At 60.7% G+C, this 23035-nt stretch carries 17 protein-coding genes; 8 read left to right on the forward strand and 9 right to left on the reverse strand.

Annotation, left to right across the window (positions count from 1 at the left end; all coding sequences use genetic code 11):
- The first annotated feature begins 1 nt into the window (after position 1).
- Genes nuoJ through nuoN form a run of 5 tightly spaced genes read left to right on the forward strand, consistent with a single transcriptional unit; the run spans position 2 to position 5708 of the window.
- On the forward strand, positions 2-502 hold the full coding sequence (nuoJ, locus tag AC1DIG_RS02855) for an NADH-quinone oxidoreductase subunit J (protein WP_019689817.1): 501 nt from the start codon (positions 2-4) through the stop codon (positions 500-502).
- Positions 503-506: 4 nt separating this feature from the next.
- Positions 507-815, forward strand: coding sequence for an NADH-quinone oxidoreductase subunit NuoK (nuoK, locus tag AC1DIG_RS02860; protein WP_054597859.1), 309 nt, complete (start codon positions 507-509; stop codon positions 813-815).
- Positions 812-2665: an NADH-quinone oxidoreductase subunit L gene (gene nuoL, locus AC1DIG_RS02865; protein WP_427547085.1), complete on the forward strand. Its 1854-nt coding sequence runs from the start codon at positions 812-814 to the stop codon at positions 2663-2665. The genes nuoK and nuoL overlap by 4 nt, the downstream gene beginning before the upstream one ends.
- Before the next feature lie 39 nt (positions 2666-2704).
- A complete protein-coding gene (gene nuoM, locus AC1DIG_RS02870; protein ID WP_429538571.1) occupies positions 2705-4237 on the forward strand; it encodes an NADH-quinone oxidoreductase subunit M in 1533 nt (510 codons plus the stop codon).
- Positions 4238-4244: 7 nt separating this feature from the next.
- On the forward strand, positions 4245-5708 hold the full coding sequence (nuoN, locus tag AC1DIG_RS02875) for an NADH-quinone oxidoreductase subunit NuoN (protein ID WP_145020016.1): 1464 nt from the start codon (positions 4245-4247) through the stop codon (positions 5706-5708).
- A 275-nt stretch (positions 5709-5983) separates the two neighbouring features.
- Here the strand turns inward: nuoN and cysS are convergent, their stop codons facing one another.
- Positions 5984-7366, reverse strand: a complete 1383-nt coding sequence (gene cysS, locus AC1DIG_RS02880) for a cysteine--tRNA ligase (RefSeq protein WP_477766038.1) — start codon at positions 7364-7366, stop codon at positions 5984-5986.
- A gap of 20 nt (positions 7367-7386) precedes the next feature.
- On the reverse strand, positions 7387-9084 hold the full coding sequence (locus tag AC1DIG_RS02885) for a glutamine--tRNA ligase/YqeY domain fusion protein (RefSeq protein WP_477766039.1): 1698 nt from the start codon (positions 9082-9084) through the stop codon (positions 7387-7389).
- A 263-nt stretch (positions 9085-9347) separates the two neighbouring features.
- Here AC1DIG_RS02885 and AC1DIG_RS02890 point away from each other — a divergent pair, with 263 nt between their 5' ends.
- Together AC1DIG_RS02890 and AC1DIG_RS02895 are read left to right on the forward strand one after the other, a co-directional pair.
- Positions 9348-9851, forward strand: a complete 504-nt coding sequence (locus AC1DIG_RS02890) for a peptidylprolyl isomerase (protein WP_019689807.1) — start codon at positions 9348-9350, stop codon at positions 9849-9851.
- Positions 9848-10597 carry a UDP-2,3-diacylglucosamine diphosphatase gene (locus AC1DIG_RS02895; RefSeq protein ID WP_477766040.1) on the forward strand — a complete coding sequence of 250 codons (750 nt, stop codon included), beginning with the start codon at positions 9848-9850 and terminating at the stop codon, positions 10595-10597. The genes AC1DIG_RS02890 and AC1DIG_RS02895 overlap by 4 nt, the downstream gene beginning before the upstream one ends.
- Before the next feature lie 109 nt (positions 10598-10706).
- Here the strand turns inward: AC1DIG_RS02895 and AC1DIG_RS02900 are convergent, their stop codons facing one another.
- The 7 genes from AC1DIG_RS02900 to AC1DIG_RS02930 all read right to left on the reverse strand — a co-directional run bounded on the left by AC1DIG_RS02900 (position 10707) and on the right by AC1DIG_RS02930 (position 21824).
- Entirely contained in the window at positions 10707-12236 is a 1530-nt protein-coding gene (locus AC1DIG_RS02900) for a DHA2 family efflux MFS transporter permease subunit (RefSeq protein WP_477766041.1), read from the reverse strand.
- Positions 12237-12300: 64 nt separating this feature from the next.
- Positions 12301-13503 carry an EmrA/EmrK family multidrug efflux transporter periplasmic adaptor subunit gene (locus tag AC1DIG_RS02905; RefSeq protein ID WP_477766042.1) on the reverse strand — a complete coding sequence of 401 codons (1203 nt, stop codon included), beginning with the start codon at positions 13501-13503 and terminating at the stop codon, positions 12301-12303.
- Positions 13504-13518: 15 nt separating this feature from the next.
- A complete protein-coding gene (locus AC1DIG_RS02910) occupies positions 13519-14994 on the reverse strand; it encodes an efflux transporter outer membrane subunit (RefSeq protein WP_477766043.1) in 1476 nt (491 codons plus the stop codon).
- Entirely contained in the window at positions 14991-15464 is a 474-nt protein-coding gene (locus AC1DIG_RS02915; protein WP_477766044.1) for a MarR family winged helix-turn-helix transcriptional regulator, read from the reverse strand. Before AC1DIG_RS02915 ends, AC1DIG_RS02910 begins: the two co-directional genes overlap by 4 nt.
- A 248-nt stretch (positions 15465-15712) precedes the next feature.
- Positions 15713-19384 carry a translocation/assembly module TamB domain-containing protein gene (locus AC1DIG_RS02920; RefSeq protein ID WP_477766045.1) on the reverse strand — a complete coding sequence of 1224 codons (3672 nt, stop codon included), beginning with the start codon at positions 19382-19384 and terminating at the stop codon, positions 15713-15715.
- Positions 19381-21108 carry an autotransporter assembly complex protein TamA gene (locus tag AC1DIG_RS02925; RefSeq protein WP_477766046.1) on the reverse strand — a complete coding sequence of 576 codons (1728 nt, stop codon included), beginning with the start codon at positions 21106-21108 and terminating at the stop codon, positions 19381-19383. The genes AC1DIG_RS02920 and AC1DIG_RS02925 overlap by 4 nt, the downstream gene beginning before the upstream one ends.
- Before the next feature lie 65 nt (positions 21109-21173).
- Positions 21174-21824 (reverse strand): GNAT family N-acetyltransferase, encoded by a 651-nt coding sequence (locus AC1DIG_RS02930; protein ID WP_477766047.1) that lies wholly within the window; start codon positions 21822-21824, stop codon positions 21174-21176.
- A 351-nt stretch (positions 21825-22175) separates the two neighbouring features.
- On the opposite strand from AC1DIG_RS02930, the gene xthA reads away from it, so the two are divergent.
- A complete protein-coding gene (xthA, locus tag AC1DIG_RS02935; RefSeq protein WP_477766048.1) occupies positions 22176-22988 on the forward strand; it encodes an exodeoxyribonuclease III in 813 nt (270 codons plus the stop codon).
- Positions 22989-23035 lie beyond the last annotated feature (47 nt).

Below are 23035 nucleotides of genomic sequence, written 5' to 3' on the forward strand. Positions count from 1 at the left end.
GATGGAATTCGCTTTCTATTTCGCGTCAGGAGTTGCCGTTGTGTCCACGCTTCGCGTGATCACCAACACCAATCCTGTACACGCCCTGCTCTACCTGATTATTTCGCTGCTCGCCGTGGCGATGACCTTTTTCAGCCTCGGTGCTCCATTTGCCGGTGTACTGGAAGTGATCGCCTACGCCGGCGCCATCATGGTGCTGTTCGTGTTCGTGGTGATGATGCTGAACCTCGGCCCCGCCTCGGTTCAGCAAGAACGCGTCTGGCTCAAGCCCGGTATCTGGGCGGGTCCCGTTGTACTGGCTGCGCTGCTGCTGGCTGAGCTGCTGTATGTGCTGTTCAGCCATTCCAGCGGCACCGGCGTCGGCCACACCACCGTAGACGCCAAGGCCGTGGGCATCAGCCTGTTCGGTCCTTATCTGCTGGTGGTCGAACTCGCCTCGATGCTGCTGCTCGCTGCAGCCGTCACGGCGTTCCACTTGGGCCGCAACGAGGCGAAGGAGTAACTTTATGCCTGCTATCCCTCTCGAGCATGGTCTGGCGGTTGCCGGCATCCTGTTCTGCCTCGGTCTGGTTGGCCTGATGGTCCGCCGCAACATTCTTTTCGTGCTGATGAGCCTGGAGGTCATGATGAATGCCTCCGCACTGGCTTTCATCGTTGCCGGTAGCCGTTGGGGCCAGCCGGATGGACAGATCATGTTCATCCTGGTGATCAGCCTGGCAGCCGCCGAGGCCAGTATTGGCCTGGCGATTCTGTTGCAGTTGCATCGCCGCTTCCACACTCTCGATATCGACGCTGCCAGCGAGATGCGCGGATGAACCTTCTCTATCTGACTTTCGTATTCCCCCTGATCGGTTTCCTGCTGCTGTCGTTCTCACGCGGCCGCCTCTCGGAAAACCTCTCGGCGCTGATCGGCGTCGGCTCCGTCGGCCTCTCGGCGATCGTTGCTGCCTACGTGATCTGGCAGTTCAACGTCGCGCCGCCTGAAGGCGGTCACGTCACCCAGGTGTTGTGGCAGTGGATGTCGGTAGGCGACTTCAAGCCGAACTTCGCCCTGTACCTGGATGGACTGTCCGTGACCATGCTCGGTGTGGTCGTCGGCGTGGGCTTCCTGATCCACCTGTTCGCGTCCTGGTACATGCGCGGTGAAGACGGTTACTCGCGCTTCTTCGCGTACACCAACCTGTTTATCGCCAGCATGCTGTTCCTGGTGCTGGGCGATAACCTGTTGTTCCTGTACTTCGGTTGGGAAGGCGTGGGCCTGTGCAGCTACCTGTTGATCGGTTTCTACTACAGCAACCGCAACAACGGTAACGCCGCACTCAAAGCCTTCATCGTCACCCGTATCGGCGACGTGTTCATGGCCATCGGCCTGTTCATCCTGTTCCAGCAGTTGGGCACGCTGAACATTCAAGAGCTGCTGGTCAAAGCGCCTGAGCACTTCAAGACCGGTGACTTCTGGATCGTCATGGCGACCCTGATGCTGCTGGGCGGCGCTGTCGGTAAATCCGCACAACTGCCGCTGCAAACCTGGCTGGCGGATGCAATGGCCGGTCCTACCCCGGTTTCGGCACTGATCCACGCCGCGACCATGGTGACCGCCGGTGTCTACCTGATCGCCCGTACGCACGGTCTGTTCGCCCTGGCGCCGGATATCCTGCACCTGGTCGGCATCGTCGGCGGTGTGACTCTGGTGCTCGCCGGTTTCGCAGCCCTGGTCCAGACCGACATCAAACGTATCCTCGCCTACTCGACCATGAGCCAGATCGGCTACATGTTCCTGGCGCTGGGCGTGGGTGCCTGGGAAGGCGCGATCTTCCACCTGATGACGCACGCGTTCTTCAAGGCGCTGCTGTTCCTTGCTTCCGGTTCGGTGATCGTTGCCTGCCACCACGAGCAGAACATCTTCAAGATGGGCGGCCTGTGGAAGAAACTGCCACTGGCCTACGCCAGCTTCATCGTTGGCGGCGCGGCCCTTGCAGCCCTGCCACTGGTGACTGCAGGTTTCTACTCGAAAGACGAAATCCTCTGGGAAGCCTTCGCCAGCGGCAACCACGGTCTGCTCTATGCAGGTCTGGTGGGTGCCTTCATGACGTCGCTGTACACCTTCCGCCTGATCTTCATTGCGTTCCACGGTGAAGTGAAGACCGAAGCCCATGCCGGTCACGGCATTGCCCACTGGCTGCCACTGTCGGTGCTGATCGTGTTGTCGACCGCCATTGGCGCGATGATCGTTCCGCCACTGCACGGCGTACTGCCAGAAAGCGTTGGGCATGCCGGCGGCGAAGCCAAGCACAGCCTGGAACTGGTCTCGGGTGCTATCGCCCTGTCCGGTATCCTGCTGGCCGCGCTGCTGTTCCTCGGCAAGCGTAGCTTCGTCACCGCCATCGCCAACAGCGGCATCGGCCGTCTGCTCTCGGCCTGGTGGTTCGCGGCCTGGGGCTTCGACTGGATCTACGACAAACTGTTCGTCAAGCCGTACCTTGCGATCAGCCACATGCTGCGCAAAGACCCGTTCGACCAAACCATCGGTTTGATCCCACGGATGGCCAAAGGGGGTCACAACTCCCTGAGCCGTACCGAAACTGGTCAACTGCGTTGGTACGCCGCCTCGATGGCTGCTGGTGCCGTGCTGGTTATCGGCGCTGTCGTGCTGGTAGCGGTCTGATATGAACCTTGCGAACTTGCGAAAGGAAACGAGCCCGTCATGATTTTGCCATGGCTAATCCTGATCCCCTTCATCGGCGGCCTGCTGTGCTGGATGGGTGAGCGCTTCGGCGCTACCCTCCCCCGCTGGATTGCGCTGATCACCATGTCCCTGCTGCTCTCCCTCGGCCTCTGGCTGTGGGCCCACGGTGACTATTCATTTGCTCCGGCGCCTGGCGCCGATCCGACCTGGGCGCTTGAGTTCAAGCATGTCTGGATCCAGCGCTTCGGCATCAACGTGCACCTGGCCCTCGACGGCCTGTCGCTGTTGATGATCATGCTGACCGGTCTGCTGGGTGTCCTCTCGGTACTCTGCTCGTGGAAAGAGATCCAGCGTCACGTTGGCTTCTTCCACCTGAACCTGATGTGGATCCTGGGCGGTGTCGTCGGCGTGTTCCTGGCCCTCGACCTGTTCATGTTCTTCTTCTTCTGGGAAATGATGCTGGTGCCGATGTACTTCCTCATCGCGCTCTGGGGTCACAGTTCTTCGGACGGCAAGAAAACCCGGATCTACGCGGCGACCAAGTTCTTCATCTTCACCCAGGCCAGCGGCCTGATCATGCTGGTGGCGATCCTGGGTCTGGTACTGGTCAACTTCAACAGCACGGGCGTGATTACTTTCAACTACGCCGACCTGTTGAAAACCAAGATGTCGCTGACCACCGAGTACGTTCTGATGCTCGGCTTCTTCATCGCCTTCGCGGTGAAGCTGCCAGTCGTGCCGTTCCACTCCTGGCTGCCGGATGCTCACGCACAGGCACCGACTGCGGGTTCCGTTGACCTGGCCGGTATTCTGCTGAAGACCGCTGCGTACGGCCTGCTGCGTTTCGCCCTGCCGTTGTTCCCGAATGCGTCGGCCGAGTTCGCGCCGTTCGCCATGGCCCTGGGCCTGGTCGGGATCTTCTACGGTGCGTTCCTGGCTTTCGCCCAGACCGACATCAAGCGCCTGGTTGCGTACTCCAGCGTTTCGCACATGGGCTTCGTGCTGATCGGCATCTACTCCGGCAGCCAACTGGCCCTGCAAGGCGCAGTGATCCAGATGCTCGCGCACGGCCTGTCGGCAGCGGCACTCTTTATCCTCTGCGGCCAGCTCTACGAGCGCACCCACACTCGTGACATGCGTGAGATGGGCGGCCTGTGGTCGAAGATCGCCTACCTGCCCGCCATCAGCCTGTTCTTCGCTGCAGCTTCGCTGGGCTTGCCGGTGACCGGTAACTTCGTCGGTGAGTTCCTGATCCTGATCGGCACCTTCGCCAGCGCGCCGTGGGTCACCGTGATCGCGACTGCCGGCCTGGTGTTCGGTTCGGTCTACTCGCTGATCATGATTCACCGTGCCTACTTCGGTCCGTCCAAATCGGACGCCGTGCTGCATGGCATGGATACTCGCGAAATGATCATGGTGGTTGGACTGGCGGCACTGCTGATTTACATCGGCGTCTACCCGCAACCGTTCCTCGATACCTCTGCCGCGACGATGCATGGCGTGCAGCAATGGTTCGGTACCGCCTTCACTCAACTCGCTTCGGCCCGGTAAGAGCGCTATGGACTTTACGATTCAACACTTTATCGCGCTTGCGCCATTGTTGATCACCAGCGCCACGATCATCGTGGTGATGCTGGCGATCGCCTGGCGCCGCAACCACTCGCAGACCTTCCTGCTGTCGGTCGCGGGTCTGAACCTGGCCTTGCTGTCGATCCTGCCAGCCTTGAAAGTCGCGCCTCTGGCCGTGACGCCACTGCTGCAGATCGACAGCTTTGCCTGCCTGTACATGGCGCTGATCCTGGTCGCCACCCTCGCTTGCGTCACTCTCGCCCACGCCTACCTCGGCGAAGGCGGTACGGGTTACCCGGGCAACCGTGAAGAACTGTACCTGCTGATCCTGATGGCCGCCGCCGGTGGCCTGGTTCTGGTCAGCGCGCAGCACCTGGCCGGCTTGTTCGTCGGTCTGGAACTGCTCTCGGTACCGGTCTACGGTCTGGTGGCCTATGCCTTCTTCAACAAGCGCTCACTGGAAGCCGGCATCAAGTACATGGTGCTGTCGGCAGCCGGTTCCGCGTTCCTGTTGTTCGGTATGGCCCTGCTCTACGCCGAAGCCGGCACCCTGAGCTTCAGCGGCATCGGTCACGCCCTTGCGGCCACCGGCCTGCCAAGCCCGCTGGCACAGATGGGCCTGGGCATGATGCTGATCGGCCTGGCGTTCAAGCTGTCGCTGGTACCGTTCCACCTCTGGACGCCGGACGTCTACGAAGGTGCCCCGGCACCGGTTGCAGCATTCCTGGCCACCGCCTCGAAAGTTGCCGTGTTCGCGGTCATGGTGCGTCTGTTCCAGATCTCGCCAGTGGCCAGCAGCGGTGTGTTGAGCACCGTGCTGACCGTGATCGCGATTGCCTCGATCCTGTTCGGTAACCTGTTGGCACTGACCCAGAGCAACCTCAAGCGTCTGCTGGGTTACTCGTCCATCGCCCACTTCGGTTACCTGCTGATCGCCCTCGTGGCGAGCAAGGGTCTGGCCATGGAAGCCATCGGCGTGTACCTGGTCACCTACGTGATCACCAGCCTCGGCGCTTTCGGTGTGATCACCCTGATGTCCTCGCCTTACAAGGGCCGTGACGCTGACGCACTGTACGAGTACCGCGGCCTGTTCTGGCGTCGTCCGTACCTGACCGCTGTTCTGACCGTGATGATGTTGTCGCTGGCCGGTATCCCGCTGACCGCAGGCTTCATCGGCAAGTTCTACATCATCGCTACCGGTGTCGAATCTCACCAATGGTGGCTGGTCGGCTCCCTGGTACTGGGCAGCGCCATCGGCGTCTTCTACTACCTGCGCGTCATGGTCACCCTGTACCTGATCGAGCCAAACCTGCGTCGCGTCGACGCCCAACTGCACTGGGAACAAAAGGCAGGCGGCGTGATGCTGCTGGCCATCGCAGTGCTGGCGTTCTTCCTCGGCCTGTACCCACAACCGCTGCTGACACTGGTTCAGCAGACTGGCCTGGCGGGTTGATCGCTTAAGCGATACGCAGCAGAAAACAGAAACGGCACCTTCGGGTGCCGTTTTTGCGTTTGGGCTGGAGAAATCTAGTGTCTGGGATGGCCCCATCGCGAGCAAGCTCGCTCCCACAGGGGATCTACTGTGAGCCCACTATTCGTGCATGCCTGCGATTAATTGTGGGAGCGAGCTTGCTCGCGATGGCGTCAGTCCAGACACCACTGCACTTGTGCCCTGCCCATAAACAAAAACCCGCACAAGGCGGGTTTTGTTTTTTGCTCAAGCAGGCTTCAGTCAGCCAGGCGCCACGTCGTGCCGCCCTTCCCGTCTTCCAGCACCACACCCATGGCGGTGAGCTGGTCGCGGATGCGGTCAGACTCGGCCCAGTCCTTGTTGGCACGGGCGGTCAGGCGCGCCTGAATCAGCGCCTCGACTTCTGCTGCATCGACCCGGCCTTCAGCGCCGGCTTGCAGGAAGTCATCGGCTTCAAGCTGCAACACGCCAAGCACACTGGCCAGTTCTTTCAGGCGTGCCGCCAGACCTGCCGCTGCATTCAGATCGCTCTCACGCAGACGGTTGATCTCGCGCACCATCTCGAACAGCACCGCGCACGCTTCCGGGGTGCCGAAGTCGTCGTTCATCACTTCGGTAAACCGTGCCACGAACGCTTCGCCGCCGGCCGGCGCCACGGCTGGCAGACCTTTCAACGCGTGGTAGAAACGCTCCAGAGCGCCTTTGGCGTCCTTGAGGTTGTCTTCCGAGTAGTTGATCGCGCTGCGGTAATGACTCGATACCAGCAGGTAACGCACGACTTCCGGGTGGTACTTGTCGAGCACGTCGCGAATGGTGAAGAAGTTGTTCAAGGACTTGGACATCTTCTCGCCATTGATGCGAATCATCCCGCAATGCATCCACGCGTTGGCGTAGGTCTTGCCGGTAGCCGCTTCGCTCTGGGCGATTTCGTTTTCGTGGTGCGGGAACTCAAGGTCGCTGCCGCCGCCATGAATATCGAAGGTCTCACCGAGGCAGCAAGTCGACATCACCGAGCACTCGATGTGCCAGCCCGGACGCCCGGCGCCCCATGGCGATTCCCAGCTTGGCTCGCCCGGCTTGGCGGCTTTCCACAGGACGAAGTCCAGCGGGTCCTGTTTCGACTCGTCGACTTCGATGCGGGCGCCGATGCGCAGGTCTTCGATTTTCTTGCGCGACAGCTTGCCGTAACCCATGAACTTCGCAACGCGGTAGTACACGTCACCGTTACCCGGCGCGTAGGCGTAGCCCTTGTCGATCAGCGTCTGGATCATCGCGTGCATGCCGGCGATGTGGCCGGTGGCGCGCGGTTCCATGTCCGGCTTGAGGATGTTCAAGCGCGACTCGTCTTCGTGCATCGCCGCGATCATGCGCTCGGTCAACGCTTCGAACGACTCGCCGTTTTCACGGGCGCGGTTGATGATCTTGTCGTCGATGTCGGTGATGTTGCGCACGTAGGTCAGGTCGTAACCGCTGAACCGCAACCAGCGGGTCACCAGGTCGAACGCGACCATGCTGCGGCCGTGGCCCAGGTGGCAGTAGTCGTACACGGTCATCCCGCAGACGTACATGCGCACCTTGTTGCCATCCAGCGGCTTGAAGACTTCTTTGCTCTTGGTGAGCGTGTTGTAGATCGTAAGCACGACAGTTCCTTAAGACTTGATCACTGGCCCCACGAATCACGCAGGGTCACGGTACGGTTGAATACCGGAGCGCCCGGTTTCGAGTCCTTGATATCCGCAACGAAGTAACCTTCGCGCTCGAACTGGAAACGGTCTTCCGGCTGTGCGTTGCCCAACGAGGGTTCAGCACGACAACCGGTGAGGACTTGCAGTGAGTCAGGGTTGATGTTGTCCAGGAAACTGGCGCTGTCTTCGGCCTTCTCCGGGTTCGGAGAACGGAACAGACGATCGTACAGACGCACTTCGCACTCGACGCTGGCCGCCGCCGGCACCCAGTGAATCACGCCTTTGACCTTGCGGCCTTCAGGGTTCTTGCCCAGGGTGTCCGGGTCATACGAGCAACGCAGTTCGACGATGTTGCCATCGGCATCCTTGATCGCTTCGTCGGCACGGATCACGTAGCTGCCGCGCAGGCGCACTTCACCGGCTGGCTCCAGGCGCTTGTAGCCCTTCGGCGGCTCTTCCATGAAGTCTTCACGGTCGATGTAGATCTCACGGGCGAATGGCAGAACGCGCACGCCCATGTCTTCTTTCGGGTGGCAAGCCAGCTCGAGGTTCTCGACCTGACCTTCCGGGTAGTTGGTGATCACGACTTTCAGTGGACGCAGTACACACATGGCGCGCGGGGCACTGTGATCGAGGTCGTCACGGATGCTGAATTCAAGCATGCCGAAATCCACCACGCCGTCGGAACGGTTGGTGCCGATCATTTCGCAGAAGTTGCGGATCGATTTCGGCGTGTAGCCACGGCGGCGGAAACCCGACAGCGTGGACATGCGCGGATCGTCCCAGCCATTGACGTGCTTTTCATCGACCAGTTGCTTGAGCTTGCGCTTGCTGGTGATGGTGTAGTTCAGGTTCAGACGGCTGAACTCATACTGACGCGGGTGCGCCGGTACTGGCAGGCTGTCGAGGAACCAGTCGTACAGCGGACGATGGCTTTCGAACTCCAGGGTGCAGATCGAATGGGTGATGCCTTCGATGGCGTCCGACTGACCGTGGGTGAAGTCGTAGTTTGGGTAGATGCACCACTTGTCGCCGGTCTGGTGGTGATGGGCATGACGGATGCGGTACATGATCGGGTCGCGCAGGTTCATGTTCGGCGAGGCCATGTCGATCTTGGCCCGCAGCACGCGTGCGCCGTCCTTGAACTCGCCAGCCTTCATGCGGGCGAACAGGTCGAGGTTTTCCTCAACCGAGCGGTCGCGGAACGGGCTGTTCTTGCCCGGCTCGGTCAGGCTGCCGCGGTATTCCTTGGCTTGTTCAGGGGTCAGGTCGTCGACGTAGGCCTTGCCCGCCTTGATCAGCTCGACCGCCCACGCGTGCAACTGGTCGAAATACTGAGAGGCATAGCGCACTTCACCGGACCACTCAAAGCCCAGCCACTTGACGTCGCTTTCGATGGCGTCGATGTATTCCTGGTCTTCCTTGGCCGGGTTGGTGTCGTCGAAACGCAGGTGCGTCACGCCACCGAACTCCTGGGCCAGGCCGAAGTTCACACAGATCGACTTGGCGTGACCGATGTGCAGGTAGCCGTTGGGCTCAGGCGGGAAACGGGTGACGATCTGCGTGTGCTTACCCGAGTCCAGGTCTGCCTGGATGATCGGCCGCAGGAAGTTGACCGGCACGGCAGGGCCAGTCTTGGAATTCGAGGTAGGGTCGACAGTGGGCTTGCTCATAGGATCCTTGAACGTACAAGTGCGTGGCCTTCATGGAGGCCTGACAAAACAAAGCCGCTATCATAGCCGATGCGGTCAAGCGCCTGACAGAGCAGGCCCTAAAACAGGTGCGTTTAATGCACCTGATTTGAAAAAACTGCCTCGAAATTCGCGGCCATCGCGCTAAACTGCGCACCTTGGTGACTTTTCGCCAAACAGGTACGGGCTCGCACGCGTCACGCAGCGCCCCGAAAGCCACGAATTCCTTGAATAGAGTAGTAATCATGACTCAAGTCAAACTGACCACCAACCATGGCGACATCGTCCTGGAACTGAACGCCGAGAAAGCCCCGATCACCGTGGCCAACTTCATCGAGTATGTTAAGGCCGGCCACTACGAAAACACCATTTTCCACCGTGTTATCGGCAACTTCATGATCCAGGGCGGCGGTTTCGAGCCAGGCATGAAGGAAAAGAAAGACAAGCGCCCAAGCATCCAGAACGAAGCTGACAACGGTCTTTCCAACGACAAGTACACCGTCGCCATGGCTCGCACCATGGAGCCGCATTCGGCTTCCGCGCAGTTCTTCATCAACGTCGCCGACAACAGCTTCCTCAACCACAGCGGCAAGAACGTTCAGGGTTGGGGTTATGCCGTGTTCGGTAAAGTGACCGCCGGTACCGACGTCGTCGACAAGATCAAAGGTGTTTCGACCACCATGAAGTCCGGCCACCAGGACGTACCAGCAGACGACGTGATCATCGAGAAAGCCGAGATCATTGAGTGATATTGCTGATTTCAGATTTACATCTGGAAGAGGAGCGCCCGGAAATTACCCGGGCGTTTCTGGATTTGCTCGCCACCCGCGCCCGTTCGGCGCAGGCGTTGTACATTCTCGGCGACTTTTTCGAGGTGTGGATTGGCGACGACGCCATGAGCCCCTTCCAACGCTCCATCTGCCAGGCCCTGCGCGAACTTAGCGAGAGCGGCACGGCCATATTCCTGATGCACGGCAATCGCGACTTCCTGCTCGGCAAGGCCTTCTGCAAAGCAGCCGGCTGCACCTTGCTCAAGGATCCGAGTGTCGTGCAATTTGCGGGTGAGCCGGTGCTGTTGATGCACGGCGACAGCCTGTGTACCCGCGACGAAAGCTACATGAAACTGCGCCGCTACCTACGCAACCCCATCAGCTTGTTCATCCTGCGCCATCTGCCGCTGCGCACCCGCCGCAAACTGGCGCGCAAGCTGCGCAGCGAAAGCCGCGCGCAAACCCGGATGAAAGCCAACGACATCGTCGATGTGACCCCCGAGGAAATCCCGCGGATCATGCAGCAGTACGGGGTGAAAACCCTGATCCACGGCCACACCCACCGCCCCGCCATCCATAAATTGCAGATTGGCGAGCAAGCGGCCAAGCGCATTGTGCTGGGGGATTGGGATCGCCAGGGCTGGGCGTTGCAGGTGGATGAGCAGGGGTTTCAGTTGGCGGCGTTTGATTTTGTGAACCCGCAGCTGACGTTGCCAGGTAGCTGACCCCTGTGGGAGCGAGCTTGCTCGCGATGGCGGTAAAACAGTCAATAAAGATATTGAATTTGAGTCCGCCTTCGCGAGCAAGCTCGCTCCCACATTGACCGCGTGTTGCTTAGTGTCCACTCGCCTCCGGCCCCGCCTTCGCCGCAAACGGCGGCTTGGCCAGCCACACCAGCAGAATCAAGCCCATAAAGCCCCAGCCCAACAGCGTGAAGTAATCCACGGTGGAGAGCATGTACGCCTGGCTGGTCAGCAGGTGATCGAGCTGCGCATACGCCGGATTGCCCGCCCCACCCAAGGTATTCAACGTATCGCGGGTCGCCGAATCGAAGGTGCTGAGGCTTTCGCTCAGGTACGCGTGATGCTGATCGGCGCGACGGATCCAGATCCAGGTGGTCAGCGATGCCGCAAAACTACCGCCCAGGGTCCGCAGGAATGTCGCCAGCCCCGCGCCATCGGCGATCTGATGCGGTGGAAGATCCGACATCAGAATGCTCAGGGTCGGCATGAAGAACAGCGCCACGCCAATCCCCATGAACAGTTGCACCAGCGCCACGTGCTGGACGTCCACTTCATTATTGAAGCCGGCACGCATGAAGCAGCTCAGGCCAATCGCCAGGAACGCCAGCCCGGCCAGCAGCCGCAGGTCGAACCGGTGCGCGTACTTGCCGACAAAGGGCGACATCAACACCGGCAGAATCCCGATCGGCGCCACCGCCAAACCGGCCCAGGTTGCGGTGTAGCCCATCTGGGTTTGCAGCCACTGCGGCAGAATCAGGTTGATGCCAAAGAACCCGGCGTAACCCAAGACCAACACGATGGTGCCGATGCGGAAGTTGCGATAGGCGAACAGCCGCAGATTCACCACCGGGTGCTTGTCAGTCATCTCCCAGATCACGAACACGGCCAGCGCAATCGCCGAAATAGCCGCACCAATAATGATGAAGTTCGACTCGAACCAGTCCAGGTCATTACCTTTATCGAGGATGATCTGCAGCGCGCCGACACCAATGATCAAGGTCAGCAGGCCGATGTAATCCATCGGCTGGCGACTGATCACCACCGGACGTTCCTTGAGCTGCTGCTTGACCACCATCACCGCGAACACGCCAATCGGCACGTTGATGAAGAAAATCCACGGCCAGCTATAACTGTCGGTAATCCAGCCACCGAGTATGGGGCCGGCAATCGGCGCAACCACCGTGACCATCGCCAGCAATGCCAAGGCCATCCCCCGTCTCGCCGGCGGATAGACCGCGATCAGCAGCGTCTGGGTCATCGGGTACAACGGCCCTGCGACCAACCCTTGCACCACCCGGAAGCCGACCAGCTCGGGCATCGAGGTCGAGATACCGCAGAGGAACGACGCCAGCACGAACAGGATCGTCGCCCACAGAAACAGCTTCACTTCACCAAAGCGCCGGCTCAACCAACCGGTCAACGGCAGCGCGATGGCGTTGCTTACGGCGAACGAGGTGATGACCCAGGTGCCCTGCTCCGAACTCACGCCCAGGTTGCCGGAAATAGTCGGCAAGGCCACGTTGGCGATGGTGGTGTCGAGCACCTGCATGAAGGTCGCCAGCGACAGACCAATGGTGCTGAGCACCAGGCTGGGCGGCTTGAAAGACGCGTTAGTACTCATCGCGAATCCTTTGGAACGAGGCAGTCGCTGCGACCGTTACGGCCGCAGCTGACGGATTGGCGAATCAGCGTTGAGCGGTTTTGCTCGCCACTGAACTATTGTCGTGGATCAGGCGGGTAATCATCGCGTCGGCCTCAGCCAACTGACGGTCGTAGACGTTGGTGCTGAACGAGGCCTTTTGCGGCGGCTGTTGCGCCAGTACCGGACCGCTCTGGTCATGCAGGTTGACGTTGACCATCGTCGACAAGCCTACCCGCAACGGATGTGCGGCCAGTTGCTCGGCGTTGATGTGAATGCGCACTGGCACCCGCTGAACGATCTTGATCCAGTTGCCGGTCGCGTTTTGCGCCGGCAGCAAGGCAAATGCACTGCCGGTCCCGGCGCCGAGACTGTCGATGGTGCCGTTGTATTTCACTTCGCTGCCATAGAGGTCGGCCTCGATGTCCACCGGCTGACCGATGCGCATGTCATGCAGCTGAGTTTCCTTGAAGTTGGCGTCGATCCACAGTTGATCCAGCGGGATCACCGCCATCAGCGCAGTTCCCGGCTGAACCCGTTGGCCCAGTTGCACGGTGCGTTTGGCCACATAACCGGTAACCGGCGCGATCAGTGTGCTGCGGGCGTTGGCCAGGTAAGCCTGACGCACTTGCGCAGCAGCGGCCTGGACGTCCGGGTGAGACGAAACCACCGTATCGTCGACCAGCGCGCTGGTGGTGGCGAGTTGCTGCTGAGCATTGGCCAGGGCGTTTTGCGCCGAGGCCAGGTCATCCCGAGCGTGGGACAGTTCTTCCTGGGAGATCGCCCCGCCCGCCGCCAGATTCTTCCGGCGATTGAAGTTGTCCTGAGCCTTCTGCACTTCGGCTTTCTGGGCGTTGACCTGGGCTTTCATGCCGTCAACGTTGCTGTACAGGCCGCGCACCTGGCGCACGGTGCGGGCCAGATTGGCTTGTGCACTTTGCAGGCCGACTTGCGCGTCGTTCGGGTCGAAGTTGACCAGCACCTGGCCTTCGTGGACCAGATCGCCATCGTCTGCGCCGATGCTGACAACCGTGCCGGTGACCAGCGGCGTGATTTCCACCACGTTGCCGTTGACGTAGGCATCGTCGGTGCTTTCGCTCCAGCGTCCGTAGAGTTCGTGCCAGCCCCAGACACCCAGGCAGCCAACAATCACCAGGACCGTCAGCACCAGCAGCATGAATTTACGTTTGCCTGGGTTGCCCGTGTCTTCGGCGCTTTCAGGCGTTGGGTTGTTTTCGATAGTGGCCATGACAAGTACCTTGAATTATTGATTCAGCGTGGCAGGCGCTGGGGATGGGGTGGCCGCGGCCAGGGTGTCGGCTTGAAACCCGCCGCCCAGTGCCTGCATCAGTTGAATCGACAGATCGATCTGCTCGGCATTCAGGTTCGCCAGCTGACGCTGGGCCTGGAGCAATTGCTGCTCGATGCTGAGCACGTCCAGGTAGTTACCGATCCCGGATCCGTAACGCTGGACCACCGTGTTGTAAGAGTCCTGGGCGATGTCGGTGGAATGTTGCTGCGCACCGATCTGCCGACCGATGTCACGCAATTGGGAAATCGTGTCGCTGACATCCCCCAAGGCCTTCACCAGTGTTTTGTTGTACTGCGCAACGGCGAGGTCGTAGTCGGCGTCGCGTGCATCGAGGTTGGCGCGCAAGCGGCCGCCATCGAAGATCGGCAACGACACGGTTGGCATGATGTTGAAGAAGCGACTCGCCGAGCCGAACAGGGCGTCCCCCAACAACGATTCGGTACCGGCGGCGGCGCTCAGGTTGAGGTTCGGGTAGAACTTTGTCTTGCCGGCGTCGATGCTTTTGCTCGCTGCCTCGACCCGCCAGCGCGCGGCGATCAGGTCTGGGCGACGACCGAGCAACTCGGCCGGCAGTGTCGACGGCAACGCCACGGCGCTGGCCTGAAGGACTTTCGGTCGGGCAATCTCATTACCACGATCCGGGCCTTTGCCGAGCAGCACGGCCAGGGCGATTTTCGCGCTCTGCAGGGTCTTTTCAGCGTCGATCAACGTCGCTTCGGAGCTGGCTTCCAGGCTTTCGGTTTGCTGATACTGGTATTGGCTATCGATACCGGAGCTCAGCCGGCGCTTGCTCAGATCGAGCATTTGCCGGGTGCGCTTGAGGTCGTCGTTAGCCAGGTCATAAACGATATGGGCCTGCCCGAGGTTGCTGTAGGCGCGGGCGACGTCGGCCGACAAGGTCAGTTGCGCGGCTTGCTGATCGACTTCAGCCGCGCGGGCCTGGCCCAGCGCCGCTTCCCAGTTGGCACGCTGACCGCCCCAGAGGTCGAAGGTGTAATTGAAGCTGGCACCGATGCTGCGCACCGTGGCGTAGTTGCCGCCCGCTCCGGTCGGGTCCTTGTCACGCGCCAGGCGCGAGCGGCTGACACTGGCGCTGGCGTCGAGGGTCGGCATCCGCGCGGCATCGGCGGCGTAAGCGGCGGCGCTGGCCTGGTGGGCACGGGCGTCGGCGATCTGCATGTCCGGGCTGTCGTGCAGGGCTTCGCGGATCAGGCCGTCGAGCTGCGGGTCACCAAGGCTTTTCCACCAGTCGCTTTTTGGCCAGGCCGCCGGCGACAGGGTGACACCGTTGAGGGACTGCCCGGCCTTGAGGTTTTTCGCATCGAGGCTCACGCCTTGGGTGTTCAGGCCACTGTAGCTGGCACACCCGGCCAGGCTCATGGCCAACAGCACCAGGCTGACGCGAGTACGCAAGGTTTTACTGCTCATTTGTCACCTACCCGCAGCAAGGTGATCGAGTCACCGGCCGCCAGCAAAATTTTCTTCAGGATCTGCTCCAGGGTTTTCAACTCTTCTGGCGTGATGGCGCCTGCCAGTTCGTTCATCGCCTCGGCACCGATATGCGGCAGGCGGTCGGCCAGCTTCTGGCCTTCTTCCGTCAGCACTAGTCGCACCTGGCGACGGTCGCCTTCGCAGCGTTGGCGGGAGAGAAAACCCTTCTGTTCCAGACGATCGAGCATGCGGGTCATCGACCCGCTGTCCAGCGACAGGTGCCGACACAGCTCGGCCGGGGTATCGACGCCGAACTGGGCCATGATGATCAGCACCTTGAACTGTGCGGCGGTGATGCCATGGGGTTCCATGTGCGTATCGATGATCCGGTCCTTGAGCAGCGCAGCGCGCCCGAGCAAGAGACCGAGGTGGCAATTGTGAAAATCGTCTGGTTTGAAATGTTTCATCTGACCACCCATTAGCTGCCTAGGCAGGGAAAGTATGTCGAGATATTACTGCTTAGGCAGCGAATGTCAACGCAATAGTTAGGAAGCTTTGTAATTAGGTGATAAATGGCGAGGGGAAGTTGCTTCGGATCGACGACCGCGGCGCGGCCATCGCGAGCAAGCTCGCTCCCACAGGGATCACGCTGAACCTGTGGGAGCGAGCTTGCTCGCGATTGGAGCGACTCGGTTTTTGTGGAGGAGCGGGGGGCTTAGAAATCCCGCTTGTAGAAGATATCCAGCGAACTGGCGATGCCGCTGGCGGCTTCCAGGTAGACCATTTTGCTCAGCTTGTAACGCAGTGCGATGGTGTTGGCCGGTTCGAAGACGCCGACGCCATAACGCAAACTGAGTTTTTCGGAGAGGTTTCCGCTGGCCACCACGCTGGTGGTGGTGCCGCTGCCCTGGGTGTCGAGCTGGAAGTCCTGAATGCCCAGATCCTTGGCCAGACTGCCGGTCAGATCGGAACTGCCCATCAAGCCCAGTCCCAGCGCAGCTTGAGCCAGCATGTTGTTGTCTTCGCCGTTGCTGGTCAGCGGACGCCCGAGCACCAGGTAGGACAACGCCTGTTCCTGGCTCATCGCCGGTTCCGAGAAGATCTGCGTGGTCGGCTGCTCGGCGCTGCCGCTCAGGCGAATACCGGCGATCACGTCGTCGGTCTGGCGCACCGCTTCGATGTCCAGATACGGCTGATCGATGGGCCCGGCGAACAGCAGCCGCGCACGCCGTACCGTCAGGCGCTGGCCGTACGCACGATAACGGCCATCGTTGAGCCAGAGCTCGCCACGGGTGTCCATGTTGTCACCGATGTGCACATGACCTTGCAGGTTCGCCGTCAGGCCGAAACCGGCAAAGCTGAGCTTGTCCTCGCCCACCACCACATCGATGTCCATTGCCATGGCCATCGGCGGTTTGCCCGCTTCAGTCTGGTGGCCGACGATTACCGTGTCATCGGAGACCTTGACCGTTGACGGCGGCAACTCACGCACGGTGATTTCGCCCTTGGGCACCTGCACCTTGCCGACAATCGCCAGTTTGTCGTTGTTGATCGAGATTTTCAGGTCCGGCGCCACTTCCAGCGCGGCGTACGGCTCGACCGTGACCGGCAGTTGTGTGCCTTTGAGGCTCAGATCCACAACCAACGCCTGGCCCCAGGCGACATGCCCGCTCAAGCTGCCCTGCCCGGCCTTGCCGCTTTTCCAGCCGCCGTTGAGCTGCACGCTCTCGCCGGCAATCTGCGCCTGAAGCTGCAACGCCTCGAAACGCGTCGGCAGTTGCGGCCCGGAGATTTCACCGTCACTGAGGGTCAGGTTGCCGTTGACCTGCGGCGCCAGCAGCCCGCCCGACAAACTGCCGCTGCCATTCAAGCGCCCGGTGAGTTTCTCGACCATCGGCACAAACGGTCGCGCCACCGACAGGTCCAGACCGCTCAGACGGAACGAGCCGCTCAAAGGCTTGTTCTTGGGCAGCGGATTGATCTGCGCCTGCACCATCAGCTCGCCCAACTTGCCCCCGACAAAGTCGAGCTGCGTGTCGATGCGTTTCGGGCTCAAGGTACTGGTCAGCTTCAGCGTCTGGTAAGGGAAATCCAGCCACTGATCCTTTTCCTTCATCCGCAGCGTACCGCCGCTGGCATCGACCATGATCTGGCCTTTCGGGCCGCTGGCCGGCAGGTCGAGTTGCACGTCGGCATTGAGCTTGCCGTGCCAGGCGAAGTCTTTCGGCAGCCATTGCGCGAGGCTGTCGATCGGGAACTGCTTGAGGTGGTAACGCAGCTTCGGCTCGGGCATCAGGCGCTGGTCTTCGCCACACAGGCTGGCCTGCCCGGACATCCAGCAATGGGCGCCAAAGGTCAGCTTGCCGTCGGCCAGGCGTTCGATTTTTGCCGGATTTTGCAGCTTCCAGTCCTGGCCGCCAGCCTGTATGTCACCACTGGCCAAACGGCCGCGCCAATTGCCTTTATCCAGATTGCCGTCGAGGCCCAGCGCCAGTTTCAGTTGCGGACCCAGCAGGTCCAGTTGCAGCTTCTGGCTTTTGATATCGCCCTGGCCGCTGGCGGTCAGCGTGCCCAGTTGAGTGTCGCCGGCCTGAATGCCGCTGCCCTTGAGGTCGATCTTCGCCCGTTGCGCGCTGTCGAGACTGGCATCGAGATTCAGGCTTTGCAGGCGATTGTCGTCGAACGCCAACTGCACGCCTTGCAGGCTGAGTTTGCCTTGCGGTGCCTGGAGGTTGCCGGCGACGTCGACCCGACCGTTGAGCTGACCGCGCAACTGCGGCCAGAGCTGACCAAGACGCGGCGCCTTGATGTCGATCTGGCCGGCGAGTTTCTGTTGCAGGCTGCCGCTGCCATCGATGTGGTTGTCGCCCAGACGGATATGCAGCGCGCTGAGGTTCCAGCGCTCGCCCGCGCCATCGGCCTTGGCTTGCAAGACGGCCGGCTGACCGCGCAGCTTGCCCTTGAGGTCGAGGTCAGCGTTGAGGCTCAGGTGTTGATCTTTCATTTCACCCTTGCTGCGCAACGGACCGGCCAGGGTTCCCGGCAGCTCCGCCAGCCAGTACGCCGGGTTGATCGCCGACAAATCCAGCGCGGTGTCCCAGGCGATGCCATCGGTGAATTGCAGATTCAAATGCCCTTCGGCCTTGCCCTGCCCGGCCGCCAGTTTGAATTCCGGCAGGAAAATTTTCGTCAGGTCGCCGCTGAACGGGCTGCTCAGGCTGAACGCCCCGGCCGGACCATCCAGCGCTGCCTTGAAGTTGCCCAGATAGTTGCCGTCGCGGTAGGACACTTCACCATTGAAGCTGCGCAGCGCCACTTGAGGCTCGTCGATCAGCGGATACAACCGATGCCACGGGAAGTCCAGCCAATCGATTTTCGCCTCGGCACTGAGTCCCTCGGACCAATCGAGTTGCCCGCTCAGCTTGAGGTTTTGCGTATCGCTGGCGCTCAGATCGAGCCCGGCGATCTGCGCCCCTTTGGCGTCAACCTTGCCTTGCAACAGCAACGCGACCGGGCCCTGCTCGGCCGGCAATGTCGCTTTGCCGAGCAACTGGTAACCGTTTTTCAGATCGCCGTTGCCAGTCAGTTCCAACTGGTTGAGCTGCAAGGTGTCCGGCAAATCCGCACTGGCCTTGAAGCCATCGGCGGTAATCCGCACCTTGGCCGGCAGGTTTTCCACCAGCGGTTGCAGCTCACCCGTCAGTTGGCCTTGCAGGTAACCGCTGCTGTCGGCGCGCAGGTTCAGGGTTTTCAGCAAGTCGCCGTCGATCTTCAGCGCCAACGCCCAGGGTGCTTTACCCGGTGCCGGCAAGGTCAGCTTGCCTTCGACGCTGAGCGGCCAGTTGCCGGTCGGTTGCAGCAGCCCGGACAAATCCAGACTGAGGTCGTCGCGCTGCAGATGTACGGAGTCGATCTGCAAGCCCTTGGCCGTCCAGTGCGCGGCCAGTTGCAGGTCTTTGAGCTGCTCGCTGCCGTTGAGCAACAGACTGCCGATCTGCACCTCGCCCAACTGGATCGCCATCGGCAATTTCAACTCGGGCAGGCTGATCGGCCCGCTGCTGGCTTCGCTGCTCGGGGCAAACTGCAGAATGACTTGCTCAGCCTTCAATTGCTCGATGCACAGGGTCATGCGCAGCAGACACAGTGGCGACCAGGCAAACACCGGTTTGTTCAGCTCGACCCGACTGCCCGTTTGCTGCCAGAGCAGATGATCGGCACTCCATTGGCCACCCAGGCGGCCCTGGAAATTCTCCACGCTCAAACCCGGCACCTGGCCCAGCGTCCAACGGCTGCCCGCTTGTGTACCGAGCAAGGCGCCGATGCTCAGCAACAGCAACGCCACCAGCGTGAGCATCGCCAGCAGCGCTATTTTCAAACCACGCTTCACAGCTCAGGCCCCATGGAAAAGTGCAAACGAATACCACCGGGGTCATCCAGCGCATGGGCCAGGTCGAGGCGGATCGGCCCGACCGGCGAAACCCAGCGCACGCCAACACCGACCCCGGTCTTGAGGCTCGGCAGGTCCAGCGTGTTAAACGAGTTGCCCTGATCGACAAAGGTTGCGATCCGCCATTTTTCGGCGATGGAATATTGATACTCGACGCTGCCGGCCACCATGTAACGCCCGCCCACGCGGTCGCCGTTGGAGTTTACCGGGGACAGGCTCTGGTAGTCGTAACCGCGCACGCTCTGATCGCCACCGGCGAAGAAGCGCAATGACGGCGGAATGGTTCGATAGCCATTGGTGGCACTGCCACCGAGCTGTGCGCGAGCGAGGAACCGATGGTTGTCCCACACCGTGGTGATGCCTTTGATCAAGGCGGTGCCATACACCACGTTGTTGTCCGAACCCACCCCTTCCTTGGCCACCTTGCTCTCGAACTGCAAGCGGTAACCGTTGTGCGGGTCGATGCGGTTGTCACTGCGCAGATAGGAATAGCTGATGCCGGGCATCAGCAAAGTACTCAGGCCCGAATCGTCGCCCAGGCGATATTCCTCACGCTGCCATTTCAACGAAATCACCCGCTGCCAGCCGCTGGGCAATTTGCTGTGCCATTCAGGGCCTACGGTGAGCAATTTGCTCAGGCTGTCAGTGTTGGCCAGTTCTTCATTTTGATAACCGCCGGCAAAGCGCAGTTTGTCGGTGAGTGGCGGATCCAGCGGCACGTCGTACCAGAGGCCGACGTTCTGCCGCGGCGCCGAGACTTCCGCTTCCCAGCCATAACTGTGACCTTCGGCGTTGACCCAATGCCGGGTCCAGTTGGCCTTGGCCCGTGGCCCGACGTCAGTCGAAAAGCCAAGACCCAGGCCCATGGTGCGCGGTTTGCGTGTGTCGAGTTTGACCTCCACCGGTATCACGTCATTGGCCGCAGCAGTCGGCGCCGCATCAACCCGCACTGCGTCGAAGTAGCCGCTCGATTGCAACGCCTGATTGAGTTCGGCGATCAGTTCGGAGTCATACGGTGCCCCGTTCTTGAACGGCACCATGCGTTGCAGCAGGTCTTCGTCGAACGGTGTATCGCCGGTGAAATTGACCTTGCCCAGGGCATAACGCGGGCCACTGTCGTAAATCAGCTCGATGTCGGCGACACCGGCCCGAGGGTCGACCAACAGTTTCTGACTGGTAAAGCGCCCACTGAAAAAGCCGAAGCGCGAAGCCTGATTCTGGATCAGCCGCTTGGCGTCTTCGTAATGGCCGTGATTGAGCACGGCACCGGATTTGAGCAGGTCGCTCTTGGGTACACGAAAGGATTTGAGGCTGGCGGCCGGGCCGTCGACACGAATGGTCACGTTGCGTAAATGCACCGGTTCGCCGGGGTCGATGTTCAACACCAACGTTGGCGACTTGCCGTTTTTGACTTCGCTTTCTATATGGGGCTGGTAATAACCCAAGGCCTGGGCGGCCTTGCGGGCTTGCTCTTCGGCGCCACGACGAAAGCGCAACAAGGCTTCCTCGTCGCGATCGCCCAGACCACCGATATAGCCCTCTATATTGGCCTTCAGTTCATCGTTGGACGGTTTGATCCTGACGTCCAATTCACTTTGTGCCAGGGCCGCTACGCTGCTGAACAGCACGAGCAAACCGCTGGTAAATCTTCCTGGAAACTTCATAGGCGCGGATGCTATCACGAGCGTAGGGGCGTGATAGAGCGAACAATCTGAACAAAAGTTCGACCTCAACCTGTTGCGCTATGTAACACCTGCGGATTGGCGTGGAAAAACACGTGCTCGAGAACAGGCCCTACAGCAACTTCGCCAATTTCTTCATAACCCTGACGCTTATAGAACTCCAGATAACGCGGATTTCCCGTGTCGAGTACTACACCTTGGGAATGTTCATCGACGGCGCACCAGTTATGTACGGCTTCGAGCAACTGTTCGCCGAAGTGCCGGCCTTGAAACTCCGGATGAACCCCCAGCAACGGCAAGACATGCACCGAGTCCGATGGCAGGCAGGCCGCCACCGCCGCGTGATACTCCAGATAACGCCGGGTGCAACGCAGCCCGGTGCTCAGCACCATCCGCAGGCGCCAGGCCCAGCTTTCGGTGATGCCCAGGCGACGTTGCGGCGGCGCGATCAGCGCAATGCCGATCAGCCGGTCATTGACCAGCAAACCGATCGCCGGCAAATCCTGCACAAAATGCTGTTCAACCAGTTCGCGTACCGTGGCCCGCACCCGATGTTCATAGCCGGGACGCTCAGACTCGAACAAGTACTTGAAGACCGGCTCATGCCGATAGGCGTGGTACAGCAAGGAGCGCGCTTCGTGCGAATAGCCACTGTCGAGCGGATGAACGTCAGCGATGGCAGTTGAGGTTTCAGGCATGACGGCTTATCTCCCCCGTTGAAATGCACTTCAGGATTGCTCCCGTAGCAGCTGCCGAGCCTGCGAGGCTGCGTTCGGCTGCCGAGCCTGCGAGGCTGCGTTCGGCTGCAAAGCAGTCGTTGAATCAGGCAATGCGTTCCTTCAGGCAAACCGTGTACGCCGGGTTTGCGAGGACTTCGTCCTCGAACGCAGCCTCGCAGGCTCGGCAGCTGCTACACGTGTTAATACGAACCCGGCGCAGCGGTTATCGTTCCCTCGTTAAAGGACATTAGCAGTGCATCTGCCCTACTGCCATGCTGGCTGACTTCGTACATGTCAGCTAGCATCGCACTTTTGCCAGGACTGCCGACCATGAAGATCGTCTCGTTCAACATCAATGGCCTGCGCGCCCGCCCCCATCAACTGGCGGCACTGATCGAGAAGCACCAGCCGGACGTCATCGGTTTGCAGGAAACCAAGGTGCACGACGACCAGTTCCCGCTCGCCGAGGTTCAGGCGCTGGGCTATCACGTGTATTACCACGGCCAAAAAGGTCATTACGGCGTCGCCCTGCTGTCGCGCCAAGCGCCGCTCGCGTTGCACAAGGGCTTTGCCAGCGATGAAGAAGACGCCCAGCGCCGCTTCATCTGGGGCACGTTCGCCGATGCCAACGGTGTGCCGGTGACGATCATGAACGGCTATTTCCCACAAGGTGAAAACCGCGACCACCCGACCAAGTTCCCGGCCAAGGAGCGCTTCTACAACGACTTGCAGACGCTGCTCGAAACCCAGTTCAGCAATGACCAGCCGTTGGTGGTGATGGGCGATGTGAACATTTCCCCGGAAGACTGCGACATCGGCATCGGCCCGGACAACATGAAGCGCTGGCTGAAAACCGGTAAATGCAGCTTCTTGCCGGAAGAGCGCGAGTGGATGGCCCGTTTGAAGAACTGGGGCCTGGTGGACAGCTTCCGGCACCTGAACCCGGACGTGACAGACCGCTTCAGCTGGTTCGACTACCGCAGCCGTGGCTTTGAAGACGAGCCCAAGCGCGGCCTGCGCATCGACTTGATCCTCGCCTCCCAAGGGCTGTTGCCACGGGTCAAGGCCGCCGGTGTCGACTACGAACTGCGCGGCATGGAAAAACCCTCGGACCATGCGCCGATCTGGCTTGAGCTGAGCTGATTTCCAGAGGTCAACACAAACAAATGTGGGAGCGAGCTTGCTCGCGA

Source organism: Pseudomonas sp. 05N431 (assembly GCF_056397005.1).

Bases quoted from the DNA above. Each gene is read 5' to 3' on its own strand.
- nuoJ (WP_019689817.1), top strand. From the start codon at position 2: ATGGAATTCGCTTTCTATTTCGCGTCAGGAGTTGCCGTTGTGTCCACG.
- nuoK (WP_054597859.1), top strand. From the start codon at position 507: ATGCCTGCTATCCCTCTCGAGCATGGTCTGGCGGTTGCCGGCATCCTG.
- nuoL (WP_427547085.1), top strand. From the start codon at position 812: ATGAACCTTCTCTATCTGACTTTCGTATTCCCCCTGATCGGTTTCCTG.
- nuoM (WP_429538571.1), top strand. From the start codon at position 2,705: ATGATTTTGCCATGGCTAATCCTGATCCCCTTCATCGGCGGCCTGCTG.
- nuoN (WP_145020016.1), top strand. From the start codon at position 4,245: ATGGACTTTACGATTCAACACTTTATCGCGCTTGCGCCATTGTTGATC.
- AC1DIG_RS02885 (WP_477766039.1), bottom strand. From the start codon at position 9,084: ATGAGCAAGCCCACTGTCGACCCTACCTCGAATTCCAAGACTGGCCCT.
- AC1DIG_RS02890 (WP_019689807.1), top strand. From the start codon at position 9,348: ATGACTCAAGTCAAACTGACCACCAACCATGGCGACATCGTCCTGGAA.
- AC1DIG_RS02900 (WP_477766041.1), bottom strand. From the start codon at position 12,236: ATGAGTACTAACGCGTCTTTCAAGCCGCCCAGCCTGGTGCTCAGCACC.
- AC1DIG_RS02905 (WP_477766042.1), bottom strand. From the start codon at position 13,503: ATGGCCACTATCGAAAACAACCCAACGCCTGAAAGCGCCGAAGACACG.
- AC1DIG_RS02910 (WP_477766043.1), bottom strand. From the start codon at position 14,994: ATGAGCAGTAAAACCTTGCGTACTCGCGTCAGCCTGGTGCTGTTGGCC.
- AC1DIG_RS02915 (WP_477766044.1), bottom strand. From the start codon at position 15,464: ATGAAACATTTCAAACCAGACGATTTTCACAATTGCCACCTCGGTCTC.
- AC1DIG_RS02925 (WP_477766046.1), bottom strand. From the start codon at position 21,108: ATGAAGTTTCCAGGAAGATTTACCAGCGGTTTGCTCGTGCTGTTCAGC.
- AC1DIG_RS02930 (WP_477766047.1), bottom strand. From the start codon at position 21,824: ATGCCTGAAACCTCAACTGCCATCGCTGACGTTCATCCGCTCGACAGT.
- xthA (WP_477766048.1), top strand. From the start codon at position 22,176: ATGAAGATCGTCTCGTTCAACATCAATGGCCTGCGCGCCCGCCCCCAT.